This is a genomic window from Pseudomonas sp. GD03903, assembly GCF_029840045.1.
Classification (GTDB): Bacteria; Pseudomonadota; Gammaproteobacteria; order Pseudomonadales; family Pseudomonadaceae; genus Pseudomonas; species Pseudomonas pseudonitroreducens.
The window spans coordinates 23,510-45,875 of record NZ_JAOCBT010000018.1; the positions used below are offsets into that span (position 1 = coordinate 23,510).

Sequence of the window (22,366 nt, forward strand, 5' to 3'; positions counted from 1 at the left end):
CCGGCAGCAACTAGGTAGTCGATTGCGTCTGCCCAGCTACCAGCTGCCTTGCCTGCCTTTCCATGACCTGCGCTGTCACCAGACGCTTCTCGGCGCAGCGCTTGCAGAAAGGGCCGTTGACGATCCACCACCACCAGATCAGCTCATAGCCCTGCTCGGCATTCAGGCCACGCATCCATTCCATCTCGACCGATGCAGCCTTGGCGATCAGGTGCACCAGGACGTCCGCATGGTTGCCGAGGAAGCTCGGGACCGAGTTGAAATCAGGCCATGGCGCCCCGGCTTTTGCCTGCTCCTCCAGGTCGACCAGGATCGGCTCCAGCAGAGGCAGCAGCGGCAGCGAGTCGAAAAAGCCGTACTCGCGCATTTCCACGACACGGCCTGCAATGGTGGGGTGACGATTGGGCTGAAGCACCGACAGGTCACCCACCGCCTTGTCAGCGGCGGGCTTTCTCTTCGTTACTTTTGTGGCCATCGTCAGGCCGCCTGCTTCTCGATGTAACGGCCGTAACCGCCGAGCAGCGGGTCGCCGGCGTTGAGCGGATCGTAGAGTACCGATCCGGTCAGAGGCAGGTTGCCGTACTCGTCGTGGATCAGGCCGAGGGTGCCCACCGGGTTGAACTTGGTGCGGAACAGGTCAACGATCACCGACTTGCCGGTCTCGGTGTCGATGCCGTCCAGGACGAACCAACGCTCCGGCGGCTGCTGAGTGAACATGGTCAGCGCCACAGCCGCCTCAGTCTCGTAGGCCGCCGTGACTGCGGTAGCCTGCGCAGTGAGGAACTCGATCAGACCGGCATTGGCCGACTCGATGCGGTAGTCGGTACCCGCCACCAGCGGAACCGCCGACTTGGTCAGCTCCAGATCGCTGATGTAGGGCTTGGCGAGGCGGATCATGTCGCCAGCAGCAAGCGGAGTCGGCAGCGCTTCGCCGGTTACGGTGGCCGCGGCGATGGACTGCTGCTGCGCATACAGCCCCAGGATCAGGTTAGGCAGCAGCCACTCGTCCAGGGTCAGGTTCAGCGTGGCCGTCTTGCCACGTTGCAGCAGGCCGTACTGCAGGCGGTTGCCGCTGAACGACTCGGTCTTGTTGGTGGTTTCGGTGCTGAGCTGCAGCTCGCAGGTCGGGGCGTTACCCACCCAGGTGTGCTTGATCGCTTTGCCGAGTGCAGTGCGCTCGGCCAGCAGAACCTTGCCTTGAAGGGAAATCAGGGACATGTCGGGTTACTCCTTTGCCGGTTCGGCGGCAGTGGCCTGGCCGGCCGGTGCCGCAATGCGCTCATGGCGGACCAGCCAGTCTTTCTCGGTGGCGGTGACTTCGATCTGATCACCCACCTTGCACGCCTTGTCGGCGTGCGTGTGGGGCGCGATCAGAGTGACCTTTTCCAACTGCGGAGCAGCTGGGGCGTCCTGTTTGGCCGCGGCGGCTTGTTTGGTACTCATTACGATCTCCCGATGGAGTGTTGGGTGGAGTAGATCTCGCCCCAGAGGAGCGTGGTGTCGTCGGAATCCAGCACCTTGCCGGTGACGAACTGGACGCCCCTGCCCAGGGGCAAGTCGGGCACCCAGCCCACCAATGCGCCGCGCACCTGGTCGAGGATCGATCGCAGGTCATCAGCCGCATCGGCCAACTGGTCGTATCGATAGCTGCGGACGGCCAGCACAACGCCGAACATGGCGCCGACCCGCTGACGTGCTGGTCCAGTGCTGTTGCCGGCTGCTTTTGGTTCACCAGTCTCTTCAGCCAGAAGCACATAGGCGGCCGGGGTCGGGAAGTCCTGCAAGCGCTGGACGGCCTTGAAGTCGGCCGCAGTACCCACCTCGCGTAGCGCAGGCAGAGCGGCTCGCAGGCGCTCGATGACCAAGCGATGGTCGAAAGGTGCGTTGCTCACCGGAAGCTCCTCAGCTGCTGGCGGTTGAAGACGTTCTCGTCCGCATCGAAGCGAACGTCAGCCAGCATGGGATCGGTGGCGATCGGGTCCTCGGCGCCGAGACTGAAGCTGCCGTCGACGACCATCTGCAGGAACTTCAGCGCGTCCTTGTAGTTGCGCAGGATGGCGTCCTTGTCGTCGGAGATCCGGTCCTTGTGCAGCAGGTAGCGACCGATATCGCGCACCCAGCCGGTGACTAGGCCAGGTACTGGGCTCAGCGGCAGGCTGTAGCCCCGCCTGGTCAGGTAGCCATTCACGATGCTCTCGGCCTCGGTCATGGCTTCGGTGATTCGTTCCAGGACGAGATCAGCCCCCGCCACCTGTTCGGGCGTCCAGGCACTGCGATCGCCACCGCGCAGCGAGGCATCCATCAGCGCGAAGTCGACGATCTGCAGGTGCTGGGCGCTGGCCACCTGGGCCAGCTCCTTCGCACCAGGACGTTCGGCGAGGTGGTCGAGGGTGATGTAGTCCATGGTCAGCTCACGTCCTTCAGCGGGAACGAGCAATGCTCGACGACCAGGTTCGGGTCGGCGTAGAGCGCATCGATCTGCTCATCGCTCAGCAGGGAGACCGCAATGCCATGACCTTCACGGGTGAAACGGTGGCCACAGCGGCGGAAACTCTCCGGCACCGAACGGATGAACAACGCCTCGACTTCCTCGTCTTCAGATGCGCCGGTACCGGCCACAGGCTGCTGGGCAGCGCCAGGCACCGGGCGTTCGCCCTCAGTCGAGAGAATGAGGTGGGCATCCTGCCCGGTTGTGCCCCCGGTGGTATCCGGCTCCGGGGCGGCGCCCGCGACAGGCGCCTCGCTCGCGGTGGGTTGTACGAGAGTGGTACCGGCGGCCGGGTCGACCGCCGCCAGGCCGGGCGTGCCGGCCGAGGCAATCGGCTGGACAGCCAGTTCGCCACCTTCCAGGGCCGCAGCAGTTGCTGCGGCATCGGATGCACCCGCCGGCAGGCTTCCCTGCTTTTCGGCGGTCGCAGCGGCCGCGGGAGCGGCCTTAGCTGCAGTTTGACGTTTCGCCATCGTCGCTACCTCGTCACGCCAGCCACGGGGTGACGAGCACGTCCACCACGTCGCGGTTGATGTTGGTGGCGCCGGCCGCGTTGCGCTCGGCCTTGACCACTTCGAGGGCCTGGCTGCGCAGGGACGGCGGTACGACCAGGAGCTTCGGTCGGATACCGAGGATCTTGCCCTGGTCGCCCTTCATGCTCTGCATGTCCGCATAGGCATCGTTGAAGGCGGCGGCGTCGAGGGTCTCCTTGGAGGCGTATGCGAGCTGCCACAGGCCATAGCCAGCGTTCAGGCGCGCATCTACGCCATAGACGTACTCCTTGCGCATGAACACGTTCTCGTCCTTCTCAGCATCCATCGAGACGAAGTTGTAGTTCTTACGCTTCTGCAGAATCACCGGCTTCATGACCCTGGTGGTGTCGAGCAGGAACCACGAGGTGCCGGTGCCGCCCTGGAAGTTGCTGGCCGACACTTCGCCGCCACCGGAGGTCACCGGGTGATCGGTATCGAAGAAGTACTGGCCGTCGTAACACTTCTGGCTGAAGCCGGAAGCGAGCAGCGCGTACACCAGCATGGCCGGGTGCATGGCCGCGTCCTGACCCAGCTGAGCCATCAGCGGTGTGAACAGGCCATAGCTGTCGTCCTCGATGGTCTCGCGCGGCACGCCGACGGTGTTCTCGAAGGACTTGTTCTTGATGCTGTAGTCGTGCAGCGCCAGGTTCTGGATCACGCGATCGCCCAGCCACTCGCGGAAGGCGGTGGAGTTGCCGAGCCAGCCGTACTGCTCGACGGAGTTCTGCGAGGTCACCGTCAGCACGAACTGATCGAAGTCGGGCTGCACGCCGTCGAAGGCGTTCTGGAAGGCGGCGCGATAACCGATGAAGAGGTTACGCAGGTTCGCTTGGTTGATGATCATCTGAGTCTTGCTCCCTTAGATCTCGACCCAGACGCCCGCGCTATCCACGTCGCGGATAACGCCGGCAACCGAGCGGGTGTTGGTGGCGGAGGTCTTGGCGACCGTCTGGTCGTCGACGATGTAGCACTGGGCGCCGATATCGGCCCGAGCGATCTGGTCCGCCGCGGCACTGTTGGCGAACTGGAAGGTGCCGCGGCGGGTCTCGATACGCTGATCGCCGGCAGCGCCACCGGTGTTGTCGACCTGTTCCTGGGCAACACCACGAGCTTTCAGGGTGGTCGAAGTGGCGCCAGGCACGGCGTTGCCCGAGGCGTCCAGGCAGACCAGGCTGCCTGCGAAGATCTTCGCGTTCGCCGCCACCGGGTCGTTGAACTGCTTGCCGTCGCGGCGCGGAGTGTTGCGATCCTTGGTCAGGGCCATGATCAGGCCTCCTTCGCGGCCTTGAAGGCCTCAGCGGTAATGTTCATGGCCGAGCAGACGGCCAGTTCGTCGGGGGTCAGGCCGGTCTTCTCATCCGGAACCGGCGGTTCGCCGTTGGTCTGCGACCCACGTAGTGCGGGAATCGGCTTGGCCGCGCCCAGGTACGCAGTCAGCGAGGCGCGATTGGATTTGCCCAGTTCGCGCGCCCACGGCTCCATGCTCTTGTGCAGACGACCATCGTCCAGAGCGGCCTTGATCTCGCTCTCCAGGTCCTTGTCGTCGCGCTCACCGAGGCGGGCGGTCAGGGCTGCGATTTCACCTTTCAGCTCGTCGACGACGGTGACGGGGACATGCTTGGCGGGATCGACGGCGGTCGCAGCTTTGGCCTTCAGGCCGGTGCAGGCGGCAACCATCGCGCTGCAGGCGGCGGTGTCATCGAGGCCCAGCTGCTTGCGCAGCGAGCCCAGGTCAGTGGTGTGAGCAGTGAGCGCGGCAACGGCCTGCTCTTCGGTAGTGGTCTCGGCGAGGCCGAGGGCGGCAAGCACCGCTTTCAGCAGTGGGTTCACGAGCAGTTCCTCGTTGGGGTGATCGATGGACAGTTGGAAGGTGGCGGCGGCGCGCTCGCTGAGGGCTTGCATGCCGTCGATCGCCGGGTTGTTGGTGAGCGCCCCCATCTGGACGTCCAGGACGTCACCCGTGACCGGGTCGAACATGAAGACAGGGCTGAAGTAGCGGTACTCGCCATCGGCGATGTACTGCTTGGCACGGGCGGTCAGCTCGACCTGGGCGAACAGGCCTTCACCTTCACGCCATTCCAGGGAGCGGAAGAAGCCTGCGGCGGGAGCCGGCTGGCCGTTCTCTTCCTTCCACAAGGTCTGGTGCTCGTAGTCAACCACCGGCGGCGTCTTCTTCGCGGCAAAGCGCTGGACCACTGCGGTGGCGAGTGCCGTGTTGATGTTCCAGGACGGGACCTTCATCTCCCGACCATCACGCGGCTTGAACTGCCCTGCAGGAGTCACCTGCAGGGTGATGATGTTGCCCTCAGCGGGCGCCTGCAGATCGAAGCTGCAGGCGGCGAGAGCGATGGCGGCGAGGAGCGGTGTCTTCTTCATGGCGCCACTCTGGCGCCTGGTAGGTCGGCTGTATTTTGGAAGGGGCGAAAATCGCGCGGGATGGGTGAAGCGAACGAGGATGAGGAATCTCGCCTGCGACTCGAAGCGGAAAAGCGTCAGGATGGATTTATAAACGCTGTAGCTGCGCCGATTGGCTCCTGACGTGAACCACGGCAGCCAGAAAGGCCCCTACGGGCCTTTCTGGGGCCTTCAGGAGCCTGTTCCGGAAAATGCCTTGTCGAGGTGCTTGTGAGCGATGGCGAGCAGCTCGTCATCGTTCTCGGTGCTGGTCCCCAGCCAGGGGCGTGCCGGGATCTTGATGGTGTACGGACCAAGCGTGACCCACTGCGAGAAGTTGGCCTTGCGCTTGTTCACGAAGCGCGGGGCGACTTCGTTGGACTTGGTGTCGTGGTGGAAGTAGGCCTGCTGGCTGCGCGCAGCGATCTGGATCTCGCCGCCGAACTGGTGGATGGCTGCATAAAGACGATTCGTACCGACCGCCAGCTCGTCCTCGCTGACCTGGTAGCGGATGGTGTTCTTCAGGTAGCCATCGAGCACCAGGATCTTGTCCTGGTTCTTCCGCTTGCGCTTCTGGTAGGACGGCGACAGCGCCTGCCAGGGCGTGCCATCCGGTGCAGTCTGACTCTCGAAACGTGCGTCCAGGGCCAGCAGCATGTACTCGCCCATGTCGCGGAACATGGGGACTGGGTTCCGCAGCAGGTCGGCAGCTGACTGCAAGGCCTCCATGACGCGCGAGACGTCGTATTCGAGCGTTACGCCGGCCATCTCACTTCTCCTGGTAGAGGCGCACGCCCTGGCGATATGGGGTGAGCGGCTGCTGGCCTGCCTGGACCGTAGTCGCGCTGGCGGCCCAGCCATTGGCATCGATCTCGACGACGACCTGGACGGGCGCAGGCTCGCCTTTCACCTGCAGGCTGGCCAGGTAGCGGCGACGGACCACAGCCTTCTTCAGCGACTCCACCCAGTCCAGCCGCACCCACACTTCGGCCGGTCGCCGCAGCGTTTCAGCCGCCAGCAGCAGCCACTTCTTCGCCAGCCCGGGCTGCTGGATCACCAGCTCACCGCTGGCCGGGCTGATGAACATCTCCTTGCCGACGACCAGGCGCTGACCCACGACGTCCTGGAAGATCGCCGGCTTGTCCAGGGAGGCGCCCAGCGGCTGCAGGAAGCGTTTGATCGCGTCGGTATCGAGGATCTCTTCGCCCAGGACCTGGCTGGCCGGTACCGGCCGAGCGGGCGGCAGCGAATCTGGCGGAAGGTGATTCGGCAGACCCGGCTCCGGCCCGCCGCCACGAGGAAAGGGGACTTCGCTCTCCAGCCTGGCCTGACCCGGCATGTACTCGAAGCCGGGGTCGATGCCCTGGGGCACTTCGACCACTCGCGGGCCGTCCGGGCTGTTCTGGCCGATCGTGCGGGTCTGCCAGACGATCGGCGGCGCCTCGTCCGGCCCGGTCTTCCCCATGCGCCGCAGATCGTCCTCGCTCAGCGCGCGGACGCTGCACTGGCAGCCCCAGGCGTTGATCGGGAAGTGGTACTGCCACCAGGGATCGTCCAAGCGCAGGATCAGCCCATTCCAGGACTCATGCTCCGGCCGCGGGTGTTCGACCGCATCGCTATGCAGGTACTGCCAGTACGGGCGCTCCTCACGCACGGCCATCAGTTGCTCCAGGCGACCGGCCATGTAGCTGCTGCGCATGTTGGTCTCGTAGATCACCCGGCTGCGCCAGTTGCGGCCGCCGCGGTAGCTCCAGCCGTACTTGGCGACGATGCGGTCGAAGTCCTTGCGGAACTCCTCCAGGGTGGTGCCGTCGGCGATCGCCTTCTCGACGGCCTGGCGGAAGTCCTGCACTAGGTCATCACGGTTGGCGCCGGCGACGACAAAGGCATAGTCATGGTCGCGGGTGTAGATGTCCGTCCAGGCGTTGGTCGGCAGGTTGAGCTTGCGCCGGAAGAACTGGTTCTGCTCGGCGAACTGCAGCGAAGTCGCCTTAAGCGCCACCGGCCACCTCCTGCAGGATGTCGACGCGGCCCTGCAAGGCGGCGGCGGCCAGGGCCTGCGCCATGGCGTCTGCGTACTGATCCAGGCTCATGTCCGGCAGCAACTGCTCCAGGCCGTCGCGGATCTCGTCCAGGCTGGTGGCGTTCTGCACCAGGGCGCGGATCTTGTCGATCCATTGGTCAGTGCTCGGACGCATCGTGTCGTCCAGCTGCTCCGTAGCGGTCTTCGGCGGCGCGACCTGGGCGGTGGCCACCGCCTTTCCAGGAGCTGCTGCAGGAGCACCTGCAGGCTCCAGCTGCGCCACAGGCTTGGCAGCCGCAACCAGTACTTCCTCGCCCTCGGCAGGCTCCGGGATCGCCAGGCGCTGCTGGGCCCAGCTACGCGGAATCCTGAAGCCGAGATCCACCAGCGGCGGCAGCGCAGTGGCATAGGCGCCCAGATCCTCGGCCTCTTGGACGTCGAAGACCAGCCGCGGGCAGCGCCCCCAGTTGTCCGTCAGGCCATTCAGGACTGCGATCGGGTAGACCAGGTCGCGCGAGATGGACTTGGCCACCAACTTGGCGTCCGCATCCCGCAGGTCCTTGCGGACCTCGTTGTGGACGTTGCCCAGCGCGTTGGTACTGGTCTTGCCGTCGGCCTGGCTGGTCAGGGTGCCGCCGAGGATGGCCTTGGATTGGGTGCGCTCGCACCAGTCGATCATCAGTTGGAAGGCGGCCGGATCGCCCTGGGCGGCGTTGAGGAAGTCCAGCTCCATGCCGATCGGGATGATCCCGGCAGCGTTGTGGCCGAGCGCAGCCAGGGCACGCAGCAGCGTGAGCTTCTCCTTCTCGGTGGCGCCGGTTGGGTATTTGCCCACCCGCATGGGGATGCCGTAGATCTCAAGGAACTCGGCCAGGTCGCCGACGCTGTAGTTCTTGAACAGATAGGGCCAGACCAGGACGCGGAACAGCGCAGCGCGCTCCAGATAGCCGCTCTTGGCCTTGTGGATGTGGGTGATCCAGCCGAAGGGCTGCAGCGGCGTGCCTTCCAGCGGCCCCCGCAGGCGGATCTCCTGGCGGTTGCCCCGAGGCAGCTGGAACCAGGACTGAGGCCGGTGAATGATCGCCTTGGGCAGCCAGTTGCCGTCGACCCGCTCCCAGCCGTCGAACTCCTGGCAGACAAAGGCCTTGCCGAAAGCGTCGGTGGTGTCGAAGAGCACCTCTTCGAAGTCATCCAGGCCCTGCATCAGGCTGGACAACGTGGCCGCTGCTTCCTTCTCCTTCGCCGTGGCGTTGTCCGGCGGGACGATGTTCCAGTCCAGCTGGGCGACCGCGCGGCGGCGCTTGGACATGTCAGCGTGGATATGGCCGTCCTTCTCTTCCATGTCCTCGAACAGCTCGTACTGGGCGACGATGTCACCTTGCTCGGCGGCATCGAGGATCTGGGCCAGCTTCGAAGGCGTCAGGCCGCGAGAGGGATGGCCTGCGACTTCGTGGTGCAGGCTGGTCAGATGGGCGGTTTGGGGCTCGCGGATCTCATCGAGACGCAGCGGCTGGCCATCAGGGCCGAGGATGCGAGAGGTGTTCACCATGCGGAGGGCTCCGGTAGTTCAATGTCGTCGTCCTGGTTCTGGACGTTGTCGAAGCCGCGGCTGTGGCGCGGCAGGCTCCGGAAGTCGATCTCGCCGCCCTCCATGAAGCTGGCCCGGACGGCCATGACCAGGGAAATGGCGGCATCGCCGTGGCGCTTACCCTTGCCGCTGGCGGACTCCAGGTCCTTGGTGCGGCCCTTGTCGATGACCGGGATGCCTTTCTCGACCTTGATCGAGAGCAGGTCGTCCAGCTCGGTCTGGTGCCGCGGGATCTCCAGATTGAATGCCTCGAACTCGCCCTTGAGCTTCGGCATCCAGGTGGCGTACCAGGCCAGGTTGAGCTGCACCTGGTCGACCATCCCGGCGCCGTACTTCAGTGCGGCCTGTTCGGCCAGGTAGCCGCCGTTGCCGGTGGCGTCGAAGGCCAGCCCGCTGAGTCGCGGCAGGCGATCGCAGATGAAGCGCATGATGTCGCGCTGGGCCTCGTAGGTGAGGTTCCGCAGTTCGACCTGGAAGGGAACGCGCTTGCGCAGGGTCGGCGAGATCGCCAGAGGCGTGAAGACGGTCAGGTCGCCGCGGCGGGCGAAGTCCTCGCCGAAGGTGTGGCGGTTCTGGTCGCTGAGGCGGGCCAACTCTGGCAGCAGGTTCTCTTCGCACCAGGTGCGAACCTCAGCCTCTCGAAGCTCTGGCGTCCAGCTCTCGAAGCCGGCCGGCGCCTCGTAACGGCAGATGCGGATCGAGTGGTCGGCGACCATCGCCTGCTCGATCAGCACGCGCGACAGGTAGGCGCCGCCGGACTTCTTCGGGACGCAGCCGTACTCTTCCTCGGCCGACTCGATGTTCGGGGCGTTCTTGTACAGGCCATCGCGCCACTTCTTCTCGGCCTCCGGCGACCAGGTCTGGCCGGTGACGTAGCAGATCCGCTTGTACAGGCCCTCGGCGATCGCATCGTCCAGGGTGATGCGATGGATGCTGTAGTCCTTCCGACCTTCGCGAGCATCCTGGATGTAGCTGTTGAAGGCGTTGTCCACGCCGTTGTGGGTGCTGATCAGGCGGACCTTGTTGCCCCACATGGTCAGCGCCAGGGCCGCCTTCAGTAGCTCCTCCAGGGACTCGTGGAAGGCGGCCTCATCGATCACGACGTCGCCCTGCAGGCCACGCAGGTTGCTCGGCCGGCTGCTCAGCGCCTGAATTTTCCGTCCCGACTTCGGGAAACGGATCATGTAGGCGAGGATTTCTTCCTTCTTGCCCTCATCCCAGAAGGTCTGCTCGTAGACGTCGGCTTCCGCCAACTGGTTGAAGGCCCTGGCGAACAGCGCGCAGGCGGCGATGTACTCCAGCGCCATCTCCTGCTTGCTGCCCACGTAGAAGGTGTTGCAGCCGCCGCGGGTACGGGGCTTGGCTGCGTTGATCACGTTGCGCCCGGACTCGGCCCAGGTCAGGCCAGTACGTCGGGACTTCTCCGCGATCATGATCTGGCTCTGGTCCTCAAACCAGCGCTGCTGATACGGCAGGAAGACGGCCTCATTGGCCGGCTGGGCCTCGGAGATCTCTTGCGGTACATCGACGCCGTGCAGCGCCATCTCCTCGGCGAGATCGATCTTCCGAGGCGCGCTGGTGGCAGTAAGTCCTTCGCCCAGCGAGGCAGTGTTCGCGCGCATGGCCATATCAGGCTTTCCCCAGCAGGATGCCGCGGATACGGTTTTCGAGCTGCTCGCTCATGCCGTCGCTGCCGCGCTGCTCTTCCAGGCGCTGCTCCTGTTCCTGGAGCAGCTTCTCGCGGGCCTCGCGCTCGATCTGACGGCGCTCCTCCCGGCTGACCTTGCGCGCCTGCAGGACGTCCTTCGCTGCCCTGGCCAGCTTGCGCACGTCGTCGACGGTGGTTTCCTCGTCGACCTGGGCGCCCATCGCGGCATGGGTTGTCAGGGTGGTGATGGACTGAACCATGAGGGCGCCGGCCCGGTCGTCCGGGTTCTCACCCAGCTCTTCGACCAGGAGCTGCGCCATGGCTTGCTGCTCGCGCAGCCGCTTGGCCATCTCGTCGAAGCTGACCTTGTAGCGGCCGATCGCTGAGCGGCTGGGCTTCTGCTCGCTCGGGAAGCTCGCCACCAGGTCCTCGATCAGCTCGTCCAGGGTGAGCCGGTTCTCGCGGAGACGTCGCTCGATATGTGAGCGAACCGCAGGGTCGAGCTTTTCGATACTGGACTTGCGCCCCATGGTCAGGCCCCCGGACGCTTCACGCCATCTACACGGGCCCGGCCGGCAGCCACATCGGCGCCGCGCTCGGTCAGCTTGGCCAGCAGCACCGCGCCATCGGCGACGTCATCCAGCTGGACCAGGCGCTGCTCTTCGAGCCAACGCAGCTCACCCTTCACCTGGTCGCGGGTAGGCTCGTGGCCCCACTCCTGCAGCACGGTGTGCAGGACCGAGCTATTGGCGCGGTAGCCGGGCATTTCGGTCAGGATGCGCAGGATCACCAGACGGCGGTCCTCGCTCAGATAGTCCGCGTACTTGCTCATAAAGATCTCCCGTTCAGCAGGTAGTCGTTGACCCGGTCCACCGAGCGGGTCAGGGGTTCCAAAGACTTCGCCAGGCCTGCCAGCTCGGCCTTTATGGCTTTCATGTCGCCGGCCAACTCGGCCAACTGCTGACTGTCGGGCATATGTTCAATGCACTGCTCCAGCACCAGGATTCGGTTTTCCTGGCCCTGGAGCCGTTCCTCCAACTTGGTGGCCTCGGCCTTGGAGCTGGAGCGCCGCGCGGCAGAGACCGAAAACATGCCTACGGCAGCGGTGAATACGAACTGGCCGGCACGCAGCGCGAAGTCCCAATCCATTAGCGAGATTCCTTGTTGTGTAGGTCGAGTAGCCCGTTCAGCTGCACGAGGTTGGTGAGGGCCCAGGCGCCGTAGTCGCGGGCATGGGCCAGGATGTCAGCCGCGCTGACCCCGCTTTCCAGTAGCTCGGCGTCAGAGCCGGGGGCGGGCCAGGCCGCTTTTTCAGCAGTGGAGGCAGTTCTGCAGGCGGCTGGGGCGGACAGATCGGCGCCGAGGGCGAGGTTGTAGTCCCGCAGCCAGCCACAAGTGACAACGAAGCGAGGAGCAGGCACAGGGGCAGCGCCCGGCGCTGGCCGGTACTGAGTCGATACATGGGCAATACGCTCCGAGAGCTGATGCTGAAGGGATGCGATCTGGTCCTGGGCGCCGAGGAGGCGCTCCTCGGCCTGATTCGCGCGGGTGACCTGCTGCGTGTACTGCAGCAGATTGTCCTGGGCGACTTGGGCGCGTTCGTTGGCGTACTGCTCGCGTAGATCAGCCAGAGCCTTGTCGCCCTCGACCTTTGCCTTCTCGAACCCGTCGTCATATCTGCCCTGGCCGTTGACGATCAGGATTAGCGTGAAAGCGCCAACGGCAAGGACGGGCCAGAAGGCGCGCAACCAGCTAAGTACGGCCATGGTGTGCTCTCCGGCGCTTGTACTGGCGAGACTTTCGCTTGGCCTTGGCTACACCGGACTTGCCGTGCCGTTCCCGAGGGACCGGTGAGCAATACAGCTCCTTTGCGGTGAGGAAGTTGGCGCTGGCCGCGACCAGGGCCAACGACGAGAACGCGTGTGCCATCAGACAGCCGAGGTACAGGCGCTTCATTCGGACACCTGCAGGCGCACGTTCAGTTGAAAGCTCTGGCTGAGACCAGTCGCGAAACCCTTGCCGAAGGTAAGCCCCAGGGCATAGAGCGCGATGGCCAGCGCGACGATACGCAGGGCGTCCTTCAGCATTGGTCCGGTGGCGCCCTTCAGCCAATCCCGGAACCAGAACCAGCGATGTGGATCGCGCATGCGGAACAGCGCGCGCACCTCGGCGAACGAAGTCTTGCTCATAGCACGTACCTCTCGGCGCATACGCCGTCGCCCCATTCGCTGTAGAGGCGTTCGTAGCGCAGCAGGATCAGTCGGGGGTAATTGCGGTTCTCGCGGAAGTTCGCAGTCGAGCGCCCCGCGTTGAAGCGCTCGACGGAATCGAACCAGGCCAGCTGATCGGCGCCGGATGCCGAGGCCAGTCTGCGATCGCGGTTTACCCACCCCTGGCCACCGTTGTAGGCGGCCAAGACGAACCCCCAGCGATGGCATTCGCTGATGGCCTGGTTACGGGCGTAGAGGTAGCGGTCATAGGTCACCAGGGCGCGCAGAGCCCAGCCAGGGTTGTATGGCTGGTTGGCACCCAAGGCCGCGGGGTACAGGCCCGAAACCCATTCCGCAGTGCCCGGCATGAACTGAGCCAACCCCTCTGCACCAACGGGCGAGCGGGCATCGGCGCGCCAGCGGCTCTCCTGGTGGATCTGAGCGGCGAAGGTGGCGACCGGCGCATCCAGGCCCCACTCGGCGTGAGCAGCACGAACCAGCGTGCGGTGGTACTGCTCAGCCTGGACCGGAATGGTGTCAGCCGCGAAGCCGGACAGGCTCAGCAGAGCCAGCGCCACTGCGCTTCCGATGATCAGGACACGCATGGTCAAAGCCCCAGCGTCATGCCGAGGACAACGGCCACGGCAATGAGCGCACGACGAATCCAGGCACCCACGATGTGCATGCCGCCGATGCACTCATGCGGGCGGGCTTCGACCGGGAAGAGGCTACGATCGGCCCAGTAGCTGATCACGATGGCCAGGGTGACCAGGCCAGTCTTGTACAGGACGACCTGGAGCTGCTCCGGGCGAATGACTGCCAGGGCGAGGAACAGGCAGAGGGTGACGAGGGCCATTACCGTCTGGCGCGGGCCACGACGGTAGAAAGGCTTACGGCGGGATCGGTGCATGATGCTCTCCGCATGGGCGGCCATCCTTGGCCTGGGTGAAGGTCCTTCCTGCAGAAGCAGGCAGGACGATCATCCCCACGGGAGAGCGGAATGTATTTTGGAAGGGGCGAAAATGCGAGGCTGGACTACAACAGGTAATGGCCCGTCAGAAGATGCTGGTGAGTTTTCTGTTCTCATGCATGAAGAGGTTGAATCCATATTTGGCATGAGCGCCGGGAATGAGCTTTAGCAGCTCTCCCGCAGCGAGGTGAGCCATAGTTCTTGCTGATTTCTTCCCCTTTTTCCTCTTGGCGTTCTTCAAGTATTCCTCAGTCAGCTTGGAGAAAAAAACCATGTCGATTGCACTACCATCGACCCAGTCAACAGACTCACCGTAACCCGCAAGCCATTCGAGATTTGTCGGCGCGTACTCCAAGAAGAACTTGCCCATGTCTTTGTTTCCAGTGAGGCAGGTGCCCAAGTACAGCCCTTTCAGCTGCAACGTAATATTTCGCCTTTCGATGATATTTCGGAGTTCAGTTCGGCTAAGGTCGTGGCCGGGCGCTCCGCCAATCCGCGTCGCATCGCCGTGTGCGGCCAAGTAGATCACTTCTGTCTGCTGATCCATACACCGAGCATCCAGAACCGCATCCAGAGACTTCTTTTCGCTGAACATGTCGTAAAAATGAGCGCTGGGATTGTCGTAGTGAATCCCCGAAAGAGCCTCGAAGAGCGGACGCACGCTGTGATTCCCAACTTGCCACCAGCGCGCCTCTACAACTGAATACGGGCATATAGCCATTCTAAGTCCTCTGGAAAAGGGGCTACTGCCCAGTAATCTCTCGGTACCGCCGCTGGTACTCGTCGTATGGAATCTGTTGCCTATTCAACTCGTCGAGCTGCTCTTGAACTGATGGACTTGCAGTAGATGTCGCTGCTGCCGCTGCAACAGGTCTCCCCGCAGGCGCGGGTGCATTGATCAGTTTCTCGGCGCGTAGAAGGCGCCCATCAGGACTAAAGACGAGCGCCGCACCTTGCTGACTGGTCTGCACATCCACCGAGGCGAAGCCGCTGGTAGCATCTGATCTGATGTACTGCCATATGAGCAGTTGCTCGCCTGAGCTATTGGTTACCACTTGGTAGGGGGCACCCAGAAGGCGCCGTGCATCCGATGTAGTCGAGACACCAAGCTGCAGCTGAGCCACGTTATTGGCCGGGAATGGCTTGCCGATGGTGGTTGATGCGCAGCCAGCGAGTCCAGCCGCAAGAACTCCTACCAGCACCCATGCCGGCATCCGTCTTATTGCCTGATTCATACGCCGTGCCTCCTTGGCGAGGGTTGTGTCAGACGATCTTTCCCAGAATCATCAATGCAAAGGCAATTGACCCACACTGCAACGGGTAGCGCAGGAAAAAGCCTTTGGCCTCGATGAAAAAACTTCCCTGCGATGTGACAGCAGGTGCGGGTGCGGAAGCAGCTGAGGCTTCCACCAAAGGCTCTTTGACTGGCTCATCTTTCACAACGGTGGCGCCGTCCAAGAACTTGAGCACCTGCTTCAACTGATCGGGGTTCAGGTTGTTGAGGGCAGTCTCTCCGAACTCTCGCGAGCAGAACCTGGTCATCGCCTGATAGACGTCCGCGCTATGTGCAAGCTGCAGTGCCTCAGCTACCAACCGCTTTACATGGCTCTGTTCTTTGCTCTCCGCCAGCTGAGCCTTGACCAGCGCCTCGTATACATCGAGAGCCTGGGCCGCCTCTATGAACTGTGCCTTAGAGATCTCTCCCACGCTGCTAACACCGAATCGGGTATGGATCACCTCACGCCAGATAACGCGAGGGTCTAGACCGTAGCCCTCCGCAATCTCCTTCACCCGGTCGTTCAGGTTTCTCCGTTGCGAGAACGCAATTGGCTCCGACGACAGCGTATTACCGATGTTGAACTGCGTACCGAAGTTGACGTTGCCGCTATTGTTCTTCACTCGAACATCAGGCTGGGCGGCACTGTGCTCTTCGGGCGTGGCGCTTGGAAGATTGTCACGGACTCCGTGAAGCTTTTCGGCCAACTTGGCCAGGCGATCATCCTCGCTCTGCATGACTACTCCTTTCCTACGACTTCAGCGATTCACCACCAACTTCAAAATCCTTTCTACCTTGGGCTCATCCAAGGCGGGATCGTCCACCAGGACGTTGTAAACCTCTGCCGCAACCGCCAGGAGCTGGCCGCTTGGCCAGCGCTTACCAGCACTGCCAGCAAAGGCCTCAAGCATTTCCACGATGCGCGCCAGACGCTGCACATCGATTTCACGACTAGGCAAATGCGTCGTTAACGCCGCATTTGAGCGAACCCCAGTAAGCACGTAGAGCACATCAGCCCCTGCAGATGCCCAGACAGCCAGGGCCTCGGCGTCAGGATAGGCGCCACCCTCCTGCTCCCAGCGAATCTGCGTTTTCTTCGAGGCGTCAACCAACTCCGCGAATTGCGTCTGGTTGAAACCCAGCCGTTCGCGTTCCTCTTTGATCCGCATTCCTATGGACAAATTTGTCCCCTTATCGCTTGACGGGTCCCATTTTTGGGACCATCATCGACCCTACAAACACCAAACATCTTTAACGATCTTCAAACATTCGCCGAGGAGCCACCGCCATGGCAACCCAGCAAAAACCCAAGACTGCCGAGCAGGTGAAGAAGCACTTCCGCGATGCGGGCCTCACCGTGACCCAATGGGCCTTGGACAACAACTTCCCACCGAACGCCGTTTACCAGGTGCTCAACGGCTTTTCCAAAGGCCGCTATGGCCAAGCCCATGACATTGCCGTGGCGCTTGGGCTGAAGCAAGTGGCCGCAGCTGCTTGAGCTGTTCCGCCATGCCTGGAATCACCAATCACCGCCTGCAGCAACGTAATGCTGATGGCAAACGGCTAGCGCAGTGGTGCGCCAATGTACCACGGAGCAGCCATGGCACCACCTATCTGACCACCAAGGTCTATGAGGGCTCCGCCATGTCACTGAACATCGAACACATTGACCTCATCCCGCACCCAATGGACGCCTGGCGGGCTGCCCTCGACGCACTGATCGCTTGTGCTCCTGGCGATGCCTGCGACATCGCGTGGCACCTCGCGGATTCCCAGGTGCAGGTTCAGCTCCTGCTTGATCGCACCCCGGCGACCCCAGGTGTCGAAACTCTGGTCGATCGCCTGATGTTGATTGCGGCTGGACGCCTGATCGGCGCTTCGAGAACGCCCAGGCATAACGAGCACGGGTTTACTCATCAAGCCCAGTTTCTCGGTAGCGTGCAACACGCTCTCTGCTTGCCCTTGCATCAGCCATCTCATCAACCAGGTGCTGCATTGTCCGGTGTGCATGAGGCTCAAACGGAGCTCCCTGCCAGTTCGTCGCCAGCATCGACCGGTCCAGCGCCTCATGATCTAGAAGGCCCTGCATCTCTGCGTTTGCAGCCAAATAAAGCCATGCACGAGCAAGGGCATGTATCTGCCCCTCGATCTGCAGCAAGCGAACTTCATCAGCGTCCATCGGGTGACTCCTCGTGTCAGTGAGATTTGCTCGAAATGCTGGCCGACAGGTGCCTCTGCTGCCAACTGATGGATCGGGATTTTTTTCGGATACCCGCCAGGGGTCCGTCGGGAGCGCCATCCGATGAGCCGTCGTAACTGGAAAACCTGGGTGCCACGTTCGCCAGTGGAATCCATTCGTGGCTGCGTTGAGGCGGCGCGCGATCAGCGAAATCGCAGCACGGACCGTCTGTCCTTCGATTACCTGGCGCTGAACAACGGTTCGAGCCTTTACAAGTGGCAGGCCGATGGCCGCCTGCCACTTAGCCTGATCCTGCCCTTGGAGCATGCCTGCGGCTACCCGCTGATCACACGCTACCTGGCGGCCGCCCACGGCAAGCTGCTGGTGGACATCCCAACCGGCCGCTCCAGCTCGGCTGAAGACATGCAGCGACTCCAGCAGGTCCTGCATGAGGCAGCTGGGGCCCTGATGGCCTTCTATGCCGGTCGCCAGAACACCCAGCAAACGCTGGACGCCATCCGTGCCGGCTTGGAGTCCCTGGCCTGGCACCACGGCAACGTCCAGCAGCACGACCACCCGCAACTTGACCTTGGGAGCACAGACCATGAGTGAAGCCCAGCGCATTCATGACGAGCGTTTCGCTGTCGGCAATCCGCGCAGCCCCGAATACAAGGCCGGAGCCCTGTACTGCCTCCGTTATCACGCTGGCGAGACCCCAAAGGCTGATTGCCCCTATCGCATCGGTACCGCCCAGGCGGACGCCTGGTTCGCCGGCTGCTGGGAAGGGACGGACCTGTGGCGCCGCGCCCAGGCAGCGTGCGCCGTATGAGCGCTGCCAACCGCCCCACCAGCAGCGCTGGACGTGTGCTCCGGGTACTCAAGGCCCTGCGCGGCCACACCCTGAGCGGCCTTTCCAATACCGAGCTGGCCCAGGCACTGGGCGAGAGCCCAGCCAACATCACCCGCTACATGGACATCTTGATCGCAGAGGGATGGGCAACCCGGTACGAAGACACCGGCCGCTTCGCCCCGAGCGTGGCCTTCCTGCAGTACGCCATGGCCACGGCAGACGAACTCAACCGCGGCGCTGCCCGCATTCAAGAACTGGGCGCCCGCATCAGCGCCCGCACCTGACCCTGAGGAGTCTCGATGAACAACGCCACATTCACCTCATGGAGGACCGTGTAATGGCTCGTCAATCCCGCACCACCACCGAACCGGCTGAGCCGGACAATCTCGACCAACACGCGCTCCTGGAGCAACAGCACCAGGTCGCGCGACTGACCAACGAACAAGAGGCGACTGTCCGCGCGATCGCCATCCAGCTGGGCTATCAGTTGCCGGCTGATTGCACCGACCCCGACCTAATCCAGCGTGACATCGCCGCCAACATGCGCCGCAGCGTCGAGGCATGTCTGGAGGTAGGGCGTGGTCTGCAGGTGCTCAAGGCCGCATGTGGTCACGGCCAGTTCATCCCACGCCTTGAGTCCCTTGGCCTTGAGACTCGCGTTGCTCAGAAATTTATGGCAGCGGCAGCGAAGTTCGCCAACGGCAAGGGCCAACCGCTGCTCGCGGCCATCGACAGCCAGACCAAGCTGTTCGAGATGCTGGTCCTGGATGATGAACAGCTGGAGGAACTGGAGCTGACCGGACAGACCGGCGAGCTGACCCTCGACGACATCTCCACGATGAGCGTGAAGGAGCTGCGCAAGGCCCTGCGCGACACCCGCGAATCGGTGGAGGCAAAGGACCGCGTGCTGGCCGACAAGAGCGCCAGGATCACCAGCCTGGAAACCGCCCTGGCGAAGAAGCCCAAGGTCATTGTCCTGCAGCCTGAAGAGGAAGCGGTCCAACTGCGCCAGGAGGTCGTCGTCGAGGCCTACAAGGTCGAGGGGCTCCTGCAGGGCACCTTGCGTCAGGCCTTCACCGACCTGGCCGAGCTGGGCGGGCGCACTGGCCAGGATCACCGTGCCTTCCAGGCCTCCCTGGTGCGCAACCTGGAGGTGACCCTGATGGCTATGCGCAGCGAGTTCCGCCTCCCGGAGCTGCACCCCGACGAACTGCCGACCTGGCAGTCGCTGATGGGCCTCGACAACTTGGCCGAGGGCTAACCCATGAACCCCATCCATGCCCAGGAGATCCTGGCCGCACACCAGCAGGCGCTGGCGTCAGGCGCCGGTGGCCGCACCGCTATCTATAAGGCTGCCGCCGCGCGCCTGGGCATGTCCATGGCCACCCTGTACCGCAAACTGGAGTCCTTGACCATGAAGGACAAGCCCCGCAAACGTCGCTCCGACGCGGGTTCGACGGCCATTCCGCTGTACGAGCTGCAGCTGATCTCCGCGCTCCTGGTGGAGAGCATCCGCGCCAACAATAAGCAGCTGTCGTCGATCAAGCTGGCCGTGGCCCGCCTGCGCAGCAACGGCCTGATCCGCGCGGAGTCGGTCCACAAGCCGACCGGCGAGCTGCGCCCGATGTCGGAGAGCGCGATCACCCGCGCTCTCTACCAGAACAACCTGCACCCGTCGCAGCTCCTGGCGCCGGCACCGGCCATCAGCTTGGCGAGCAAGCACCCGAACCACGTCTGGCAGATCGACGCCTCGATCTCCACCCAGTTCTACCTGGACGACGACGGCGCCAAGACCATGAGCCATGCCGAGTACTACGACGGCAAGCCGGAAAACCTGAAGAAGATCGAGCGCAAGCGCCTCTGGCGCTACGTCATCACCGACCACACCAGCGGCACCATCTACGTGCAGTACGTGCTGGGCTCCGAATCGGCCGAGAACATCTGCCACGTCCTGATCTGCGCCATGCAGAAGCGCGGCGAGCAGGACCCGTTCCACGGCGTGCCCTTCATGCTGATGACCGACCCCGGCGCGGCCATGAAGTCGGCGATGTTCCGCAACCTGTGCCAGGCCCTGGGCATCGAGCTGATCATCAACGAAGTCGGCAATGCCCGCGCCAAGGGTCAGGTCGAGCAGGCCCACAACATCGTCGAGAAGGAGTTCGAGTCGGGCCTGAAGCTGGAGAAGGCCGAGTCCCTGGAGCACATCAACGCCCGCGTGGGCGAGTGGATGCGCGCCTACAACGCGACCGAGATCCACACCCGCCATCGCCGCACCCGGTATGGCGTCTGGATGCTGATCACCCCGCAGCAGCTGCGCATCGCGCCGCCCGCCGAGATCTGCCGGGAGATGGCCACCAGCGCGCCGCAGAGCCGCGTTGTCAGCCCGCTGCTGCAGGTGTCCTTCAACAGCGCGGAGTACGACGTCAGCAGCGTTCCGGGCGTGATGGTCGGCGAGAAGGTGCTGATGACCCGCAACCCCTGGCGCGATGCGGAGAGCGCCCAGGTCATCCGCCACGACGACAACGGCCACCAGGTGCTGTTTGTGGTCGAGCGCATCGGGGTCGACCAGTTCGGCTTCCGCGACACCTCGGCCATGCTCGGCGAGGAGTACAAGCGCCACGCCGAAACCCCGGCCCAGGTCGCACGCAAGGTGCTCGAGCAGATCGCTACCGGCACTGACACCCAGGAAGACGCCGAGAAGGCCAGGAAGGCCAAGGCCGTGCCGTTCGCCGGCGCGATCGATCCGCATAAGCACCTGACCGATACCTCGCTGCCGGCCTACCTGCCGAAGCGCGGCACCGAGGTGGAGACCACCGTGACGGTGGCCACCGTTGAGATCAAGCGCATGAGCCACGCTGCGGCCGCCAAGGCCCTACGTGCGCGCATGGGCGCTGACTGGACCGCTGAGTCGCTGTCCTGGCTCAAGTCCAACTACCCGAGTGGCGTCCTGGACAGCGAACTTGACGCCATCGTCCAGCAGCTGCAGGCACCGGTCCGTCCCGGCCTGCGCATCGTGGGAGGGACTCACTGATGCAGCACCTGAAGGAAGTACTCAGCACCGTCAAGAAGGCTCAACGCGACCTGGCCCGCGCCGTGGAAGTTTCCCCGGCGACCATCGCGCAAATCATCAACCACGGCCAATGGCCGAAGTCCATCGACAAGACGCGCCTGTTCGGGCGTATCGCGGACTTCCTTTACGAGAACGGCGCGAACGATGGCGACATCGCCGCGCTGGAAGAAGAGATGGAGCCCCGGCGCGCCAACGCCGAGGCCCCTGCAGCCCCCGAAAACGATCAGGAAAACGAGGAGTGCCAACCCATGCTAATGCCGAAACAGCCCCTGCTGCCAGCAACCAAGCAAGCATTCGGACTGTTCATCGACCCCTTCGACGAGCTGCGCTCGGCCGACGACATGTACGTCACCAAGGACATGCTCTACGTCCGTGAGTCGATGTACCAGGTCGCCAAGAACGATGGCTTCCTCGCCGTGATCGGTGAATCTGGCTCCGGGAAGTCAGGCCTGCGCAAGGACCTGGAACTGCGCCTGGCGCGCGAAGGGTCGACCATCATCGTCATCAAGCCGCATGTCCTGGGCTCGGAAGACAACGACGTGAAGGGCAAGACCATGAAGTCCCTGCACATCGCCGAGGCGATCATGAAGGCGATCGCGCCGCTGGAGAAGCCCAAGTCCAGCCCGCAGGACCGGTTCGACCAGGTCGAAAACGCACTGAAGGCCAGCAACTCTGCAGGCCAGCGCCACCTGCTGATCATCGAAGAAGCCCACAGCCTCTCGATCCCGCTGCTGAAGCACCTGAAGCGGTACCGCGAACTGGAGGACGGCTTCACCAAGCTGCTCTCCATCATCCTGATCGGCCAGCCCGAGCTGGCGGTGAAGCTGTCGCCGCGCAACGCCGAAGTGCGCGAGGTCACTCAGCGCATCGAAATCACCCGCCTGCAGCCGCTCCCGGTGAACCTGGTGGAAGCGCATCTGACCCACCGCCTGAGCCGCGTGGACAAGAGCCTCGGCGATGTTATGGAGGCCGGCGCCGTGCAGGCCCTGATCGAACGCCTGAGCACCAGCGGCAAGGACAAGACGAGCCAGCTCTATCCGCTGGCCATCGCCAACCTCACCAAGGCCGCCATGAACCTTGCCGTGCAGATCGGTGAGGAGCGCGTGACCGCGGACGTAGTTCGGGAGGTGGTGTGAC

Annotated in this window: 32 protein-coding genes; 7 read left to right on the forward strand and 25 right to left on the reverse strand. The window is 63.6% G+C overall.

Annotation, left to right across the window (positions count from 1 at the left end; all coding sequences use genetic code 11):
• Positions 1-10: 10 nt before the first annotated feature.
• From N5C91_RS23485 to N5C91_RS23595, 23 genes are all read right to left on the reverse strand, one after another.
• Complete coding sequence (locus N5C91_RS23485) at positions 11-475, reverse strand: DUF6631 family protein (RefSeq protein WP_279832361.1); 465 nt, start codon at positions 473-475, stop codon at positions 11-13.
• 2 nt (positions 476-477) lie between these two features.
• Positions 478-1,218, reverse strand: coding sequence for a hypothetical protein (locus N5C91_RS23490; protein WP_279832364.1), 741 nt, complete (start codon positions 1,216-1,218; stop codon positions 478-480).
• A gap of 6 nt (positions 1,219-1,224) precedes the next feature.
• Positions 1,225-1,443, reverse strand: coding sequence for a hypothetical protein (locus N5C91_RS23495; protein ID WP_279832367.1), 219 nt, complete (start codon positions 1,441-1,443; stop codon positions 1,225-1,227).
• Entirely contained in the window at positions 1,443-1,892 is a 450-nt protein-coding gene (locus N5C91_RS23500; protein ID WP_279832369.1) for a hypothetical protein, read from the reverse strand. The genes N5C91_RS23495 and N5C91_RS23500 overlap by 1 nt, the downstream gene beginning before the upstream one ends.
• The gene (locus N5C91_RS23505; RefSeq protein WP_279832371.1) at positions 1,889-2,404 is read right to left on the reverse strand and encodes a DUF1320 domain-containing protein; all 516 of its coding nucleotides are present in this window, start codon (positions 2,402-2,404) and stop codon (positions 1,889-1,891) included. Before N5C91_RS23505 ends, N5C91_RS23500 begins: the two co-directional genes overlap by 4 nt.
• A gap of 2 nt (positions 2,405-2,406) precedes the next feature.
• A complete protein-coding gene (locus tag N5C91_RS23510; protein ID WP_279832374.1) occupies positions 2,407-2,961 on the reverse strand; it encodes a hypothetical protein in 555 nt (184 codons plus the stop codon).
• Positions 2,962-2,974: 13 nt separating this feature from the next.
• Positions 2,975-3,865: a Mu-like prophage major head subunit gpT family protein gene (locus N5C91_RS23515; protein WP_279832377.1), complete on the reverse strand. Its 891-nt coding sequence runs from the start codon at positions 3,863-3,865 to the stop codon at positions 2,975-2,977.
• A gap of 15 nt (positions 3,866-3,880) precedes the next feature.
• Entirely contained in the window at positions 3,881-4,285 is a 405-nt protein-coding gene (locus tag N5C91_RS23520) for a hypothetical protein (protein WP_279832379.1), read from the reverse strand.
• A gap of 2 nt (positions 4,286-4,287) precedes the next feature.
• Positions 4,288-5,397, reverse strand: a complete 1,110-nt coding sequence (locus N5C91_RS23525; RefSeq protein WP_279832380.1) for a phage protease — start codon at positions 5,395-5,397, stop codon at positions 4,288-4,290.
• 210 nt (positions 5,398-5,607) lie between these two features.
• Complete coding sequence (locus N5C91_RS23530; RefSeq protein WP_279832383.1) at positions 5,608-6,183, reverse strand: phage virion morphogenesis protein; 576 nt, start codon at positions 6,181-6,183, stop codon at positions 5,608-5,610.
• 1 nt (position 6,184) lies between these two features.
• Complete coding sequence (locus tag N5C91_RS23535) at positions 6,185-7,417, reverse strand: PBECR2 nuclease fold domain-containing protein (RefSeq protein WP_279832386.1); 1,233 nt, start codon at positions 7,415-7,417, stop codon at positions 6,185-6,187.
• Complete coding sequence (locus tag N5C91_RS23540) at positions 7,407-8,987, reverse strand: DUF935 domain-containing protein (protein ID WP_279832388.1); 1,581 nt, start codon at positions 8,985-8,987, stop codon at positions 7,407-7,409. The genes N5C91_RS23535 and N5C91_RS23540 overlap by 11 nt, the downstream gene beginning before the upstream one ends.
• Positions 8,981-10,654 (reverse strand): hypothetical protein, encoded by a 1,674-nt coding sequence (locus N5C91_RS23545; protein ID WP_347815395.1) that lies wholly within the window; start codon positions 10,652-10,654, stop codon positions 8,981-8,983. Before N5C91_RS23545 ends, N5C91_RS23540 begins: the two co-directional genes overlap by 7 nt.
• 1 nt (position 10,655) lies before the next feature.
• Positions 10,656-11,204, reverse strand: coding sequence for a phage protein Gp27 family protein (locus N5C91_RS23550; protein ID WP_279832390.1), 549 nt, complete (start codon positions 11,202-11,204; stop codon positions 10,656-10,658).
• 2 nt (positions 11,205-11,206) lie between these two features.
• Positions 11,207-11,506 (reverse strand): ArsR family transcriptional regulator, encoded by a 300-nt coding sequence (locus N5C91_RS23555; protein WP_279832392.1) that lies wholly within the window; start codon positions 11,504-11,506, stop codon positions 11,207-11,209.
• Positions 11,503-11,823: a DUF2730 family protein gene (locus N5C91_RS23560; protein ID WP_279832393.1), complete on the reverse strand. Its 321-nt coding sequence runs from the start codon at positions 11,821-11,823 to the stop codon at positions 11,503-11,505. The genes N5C91_RS23555 and N5C91_RS23560 overlap by 4 nt, the downstream gene beginning before the upstream one ends.
• On the reverse strand, positions 11,823-12,440 hold the full coding sequence (locus tag N5C91_RS23565) for a lysis protein (RefSeq protein WP_279832394.1): 618 nt from the start codon (positions 12,438-12,440) through the stop codon (positions 11,823-11,825). The genes N5C91_RS23560 and N5C91_RS23565 overlap by 1 nt, the downstream gene beginning before the upstream one ends.
• A 186-nt stretch (positions 12,441-12,626) precedes the next feature.
• Positions 12,627-12,863 (reverse strand): hypothetical protein, encoded by a 237-nt coding sequence (locus N5C91_RS23570; RefSeq protein WP_279832396.1) that lies wholly within the window; start codon positions 12,861-12,863, stop codon positions 12,627-12,629.
• Complete coding sequence (locus N5C91_RS23575) at positions 12,860-13,489, reverse strand: transglycosylase SLT domain-containing protein (RefSeq protein ID WP_279832397.1); 630 nt, start codon at positions 13,487-13,489, stop codon at positions 12,860-12,862. The genes N5C91_RS23570 and N5C91_RS23575 overlap by 4 nt, the downstream gene beginning before the upstream one ends.
• A gap of 2 nt (positions 13,490-13,491) precedes the next feature.
• Positions 13,492-13,794 carry a putative holin gene (locus N5C91_RS23580; protein WP_279832398.1) on the reverse strand — a complete coding sequence of 101 codons (303 nt, stop codon included), beginning with the start codon at positions 13,792-13,794 and terminating at the stop codon, positions 13,492-13,494.
• 145 nt (positions 13,795-13,939) lie between these two features.
• A complete protein-coding gene (locus N5C91_RS23585) occupies positions 13,940-14,515 on the reverse strand; it encodes a hypothetical protein (RefSeq protein ID WP_279832399.1) in 576 nt (191 codons plus the stop codon).
• 602 nt (positions 14,516-15,117) lie between these two features.
• Positions 15,118-15,867, reverse strand: a complete 750-nt coding sequence (locus tag N5C91_RS23590; RefSeq protein ID WP_279832400.1) for a hypothetical protein — start codon at positions 15,865-15,867, stop codon at positions 15,118-15,120.
• A gap of 21 nt (positions 15,868-15,888) precedes the next feature.
• The gene (locus tag N5C91_RS23595) at positions 15,889-16,299 is read right to left on the reverse strand and encodes a hypothetical protein (protein ID WP_279832401.1); all 411 of its coding nucleotides are present in this window, start codon (positions 16,297-16,299) and stop codon (positions 15,889-15,891) included.
• A gap of 119 nt (positions 16,300-16,418) precedes the next feature.
• Between N5C91_RS23595 and N5C91_RS23600 the strand changes: the two genes are divergently transcribed.
• Positions 16,419-16,628, forward strand: a complete 210-nt coding sequence (locus N5C91_RS23600) for a DNA-binding protein (RefSeq protein ID WP_279832402.1) — start codon at positions 16,419-16,421, stop codon at positions 16,626-16,628.
• Positions 16,629-16,777: 149 nt separating this feature from the next.
• Here the strand turns inward: N5C91_RS23600 and N5C91_RS23605 are convergent, their stop codons facing one another.
• Both N5C91_RS23605 and N5C91_RS23610 read right to left on the reverse strand, forming a co-directional pair.
• Positions 16,778-17,047 (reverse strand): hypothetical protein, encoded by a 270-nt coding sequence (locus tag N5C91_RS23605; protein WP_279832403.1) that lies wholly within the window; start codon positions 17,045-17,047, stop codon positions 16,778-16,780.
• Positions 17,040-17,309: a hypothetical protein gene (locus N5C91_RS23610; protein WP_279832405.1), complete on the reverse strand. Its 270-nt coding sequence runs from the start codon at positions 17,307-17,309 to the stop codon at positions 17,040-17,042. The genes N5C91_RS23605 and N5C91_RS23610 overlap by 8 nt, the downstream gene beginning before the upstream one ends.
• Positions 17,310-17,432: 123 nt before the next feature.
• Here N5C91_RS23610 and N5C91_RS23615 point away from each other — a divergent pair, with 123 nt between their 5' ends.
• Genes N5C91_RS23615 through N5C91_RS23640 form a run of 6 tightly spaced genes read left to right on the forward strand, consistent with a single transcriptional unit; the run spans position 17,433 to position 22,365 of the window.
• Positions 17,433-17,921 carry a hypothetical protein gene (locus N5C91_RS23615; RefSeq protein ID WP_279832407.1) on the forward strand — a complete coding sequence of 163 codons (489 nt, stop codon included), beginning with the start codon at positions 17,433-17,435 and terminating at the stop codon, positions 17,919-17,921.
• The gene (locus N5C91_RS23620; protein ID WP_279832409.1) at positions 17,914-18,138 is read left to right on the forward strand and encodes a hypothetical protein; all 225 of its coding nucleotides are present in this window, start codon (positions 17,914-17,916) and stop codon (positions 18,136-18,138) included. The genes N5C91_RS23615 and N5C91_RS23620 overlap by 8 nt, the downstream gene beginning before the upstream one ends.
• Positions 18,135-18,443, forward strand: coding sequence for a helix-turn-helix domain-containing protein (locus tag N5C91_RS23625; protein WP_279832411.1), 309 nt, complete (start codon positions 18,135-18,137; stop codon positions 18,441-18,443). The genes N5C91_RS23620 and N5C91_RS23625 overlap by 4 nt, the downstream gene beginning before the upstream one ends.
• 53 nt (positions 18,444-18,496) lie before the next feature.
• Positions 18,497-19,420: a hypothetical protein gene (locus N5C91_RS23630; RefSeq protein WP_279832412.1), complete on the forward strand. Its 924-nt coding sequence runs from the start codon at positions 18,497-18,499 to the stop codon at positions 19,418-19,420.
• 3 nt (positions 19,421-19,423) lie between these two features.
• Positions 19,424-21,190, forward strand: coding sequence for a DDE-type integrase/transposase/recombinase (locus tag N5C91_RS23635; RefSeq protein ID WP_279832414.1), 1,767 nt, complete (start codon positions 19,424-19,426; stop codon positions 21,188-21,190).
• Complete coding sequence (locus tag N5C91_RS23640) at positions 21,190-22,365, forward strand: AAA family ATPase (protein WP_279832415.1); 1,176 nt, start codon at positions 21,190-21,192, stop codon at positions 22,363-22,365. Before N5C91_RS23635 ends, N5C91_RS23640 begins: the two co-directional genes overlap by 1 nt.
• Position 22,366 lies beyond the last annotated feature (1 nt).

Excerpts from the sequence above, each read along its gene's own strand:
- N5C91_RS23485 (WP_279832361.1), bottom strand. The coding sequence starts at position 475 with ATGGCCACAAAAGTAACGAAGAGAAAGCCCGCCGCTGACAAGGCGGTG.
- N5C91_RS23490 (WP_279832364.1), bottom strand. The coding sequence starts at position 1,218 with ATGTCCCTGATTTCCCTTCAAGGCAAGGTTCTGCTGGCCGAGCGCACT.
- N5C91_RS23495 (WP_279832367.1), bottom strand. The coding sequence starts at position 1,443 with ATGAGTACCAAACAAGCCGCCGCGGCCAAACAGGACGCCCCAGCTGCT.
- N5C91_RS23505 (WP_279832371.1), bottom strand. The coding sequence starts at position 2,404 with ATGGACTACATCACCCTCGACCACCTCGCCGAACGTCCTGGTGCGAAG.
- N5C91_RS23510 (WP_279832374.1), bottom strand. The coding sequence starts at position 2,961 with ATGGCGAAACGTCAAACTGCAGCTAAGGCCGCTCCCGCGGCCGCTGCG.
- N5C91_RS23515 (WP_279832377.1), bottom strand. The coding sequence starts at position 3,865 with ATGATCATCAACCAAGCGAACCTGCGTAACCTCTTCATCGGTTATCGC.
- N5C91_RS23520 (WP_279832379.1), bottom strand. The coding sequence starts at position 4,285 with ATGGCCCTGACCAAGGATCGCAACACTCCGCGCCGCGACGGCAAGCAG.
- N5C91_RS23525 (WP_279832380.1), bottom strand. The coding sequence starts at position 5,397 with ATGAAGAAGACACCGCTCCTCGCCGCCATCGCTCTCGCCGCCTGCAGC.
- N5C91_RS23530 (WP_279832383.1), bottom strand. The coding sequence starts at position 6,183 with ATGGCCGGCGTAACGCTCGAATACGACGTCTCGCGCGTCATGGAGGCC.
- N5C91_RS23540 (WP_279832388.1), bottom strand. The coding sequence starts at position 8,987 with ATGGTGAACACCTCTCGCATCCTCGGCCCTGATGGCCAGCCGCTGCGT.
- N5C91_RS23545 (WP_347815395.1), bottom strand. The coding sequence starts at position 10,654 with ATGGCCATGCGCGCGAACACTGCCTCGCTGGGCGAAGGACTTACTGCC.
- N5C91_RS23550 (WP_279832390.1), bottom strand. The coding sequence starts at position 11,204 with ATGGGGCGCAAGTCCAGTATCGAAAAGCTCGACCCTGCGGTTCGCTCA.
- N5C91_RS23555 (WP_279832392.1), bottom strand. The coding sequence starts at position 11,506 with ATGAGCAAGTACGCGGACTATCTGAGCGAGGACCGCCGTCTGGTGATC.
- N5C91_RS23560 (WP_279832393.1), bottom strand. The coding sequence starts at position 11,823 with ATGGATTGGGACTTCGCGCTGCGTGCCGGCCAGTTCGTATTCACCGCT.
- N5C91_RS23565 (WP_279832394.1), bottom strand. The coding sequence starts at position 12,440 with ATGGCCGTACTTAGCTGGTTGCGCGCCTTCTGGCCCGTCCTTGCCGTT.
- N5C91_RS23570 (WP_279832396.1), bottom strand. The coding sequence starts at position 12,863 with ATGAGCAAGACTTCGTTCGCCGAGGTGCGCGCGCTGTTCCGCATGCGC.
- N5C91_RS23575 (WP_279832397.1), bottom strand. The coding sequence starts at position 13,489 with ATGCGTGTCCTGATCATCGGAAGCGCAGTGGCGCTGGCTCTGCTGAGC.
- N5C91_RS23580 (WP_279832398.1), bottom strand. The coding sequence starts at position 13,794 with ATGCACCGATCCCGCCGTAAGCCTTTCTACCGTCGTGGCCCGCGCCAG.
- N5C91_RS23590 (WP_279832400.1), bottom strand. The coding sequence starts at position 15,867 with ATGCAGAGCGAGGATGATCGCCTGGCCAAGTTGGCCGAAAAGCTTCAC.
- N5C91_RS23595 (WP_279832401.1), bottom strand. The coding sequence starts at position 16,299 with ATGCGGATCAAAGAGGAACGCGAACGGCTGGGTTTCAACCAGACGCAA.
- N5C91_RS23600 (WP_279832402.1), top strand. The coding sequence starts at position 16,419 with ATGGCAACCCAGCAAAAACCCAAGACTGCCGAGCAGGTGAAGAAGCAC.
- N5C91_RS23605 (WP_279832403.1), bottom strand. The coding sequence starts at position 17,047 with ATGAGTAAACCCGTGCTCGTTATGCCTGGGCGTTCTCGAAGCGCCGAT.
- N5C91_RS23610 (WP_279832405.1), bottom strand. The coding sequence starts at position 17,309 with ATGGACGCTGATGAAGTTCGCTTGCTGCAGATCGAGGGGCAGATACAT.
- N5C91_RS23615 (WP_279832407.1), top strand. The coding sequence starts at position 17,433 with ATGAGCCGTCGTAACTGGAAAACCTGGGTGCCACGTTCGCCAGTGGAA.
- N5C91_RS23620 (WP_279832409.1), top strand. The coding sequence starts at position 17,914 with ATGAGTGAAGCCCAGCGCATTCATGACGAGCGTTTCGCTGTCGGCAAT.
- N5C91_RS23625 (WP_279832411.1), top strand. The coding sequence starts at position 18,135 with ATGAGCGCTGCCAACCGCCCCACCAGCAGCGCTGGACGTGTGCTCCGG.
- N5C91_RS23630 (WP_279832412.1), top strand. The coding sequence starts at position 18,497 with ATGGCTCGTCAATCCCGCACCACCACCGAACCGGCTGAGCCGGACAAT.
- N5C91_RS23635 (WP_279832414.1), top strand. The coding sequence starts at position 19,424 with ATGAACCCCATCCATGCCCAGGAGATCCTGGCCGCACACCAGCAGGCG.
- N5C91_RS23640 (WP_279832415.1), top strand. The coding sequence starts at position 21,190 with ATGCAGCACCTGAAGGAAGTACTCAGCACCGTCAAGAAGGCTCAACGC.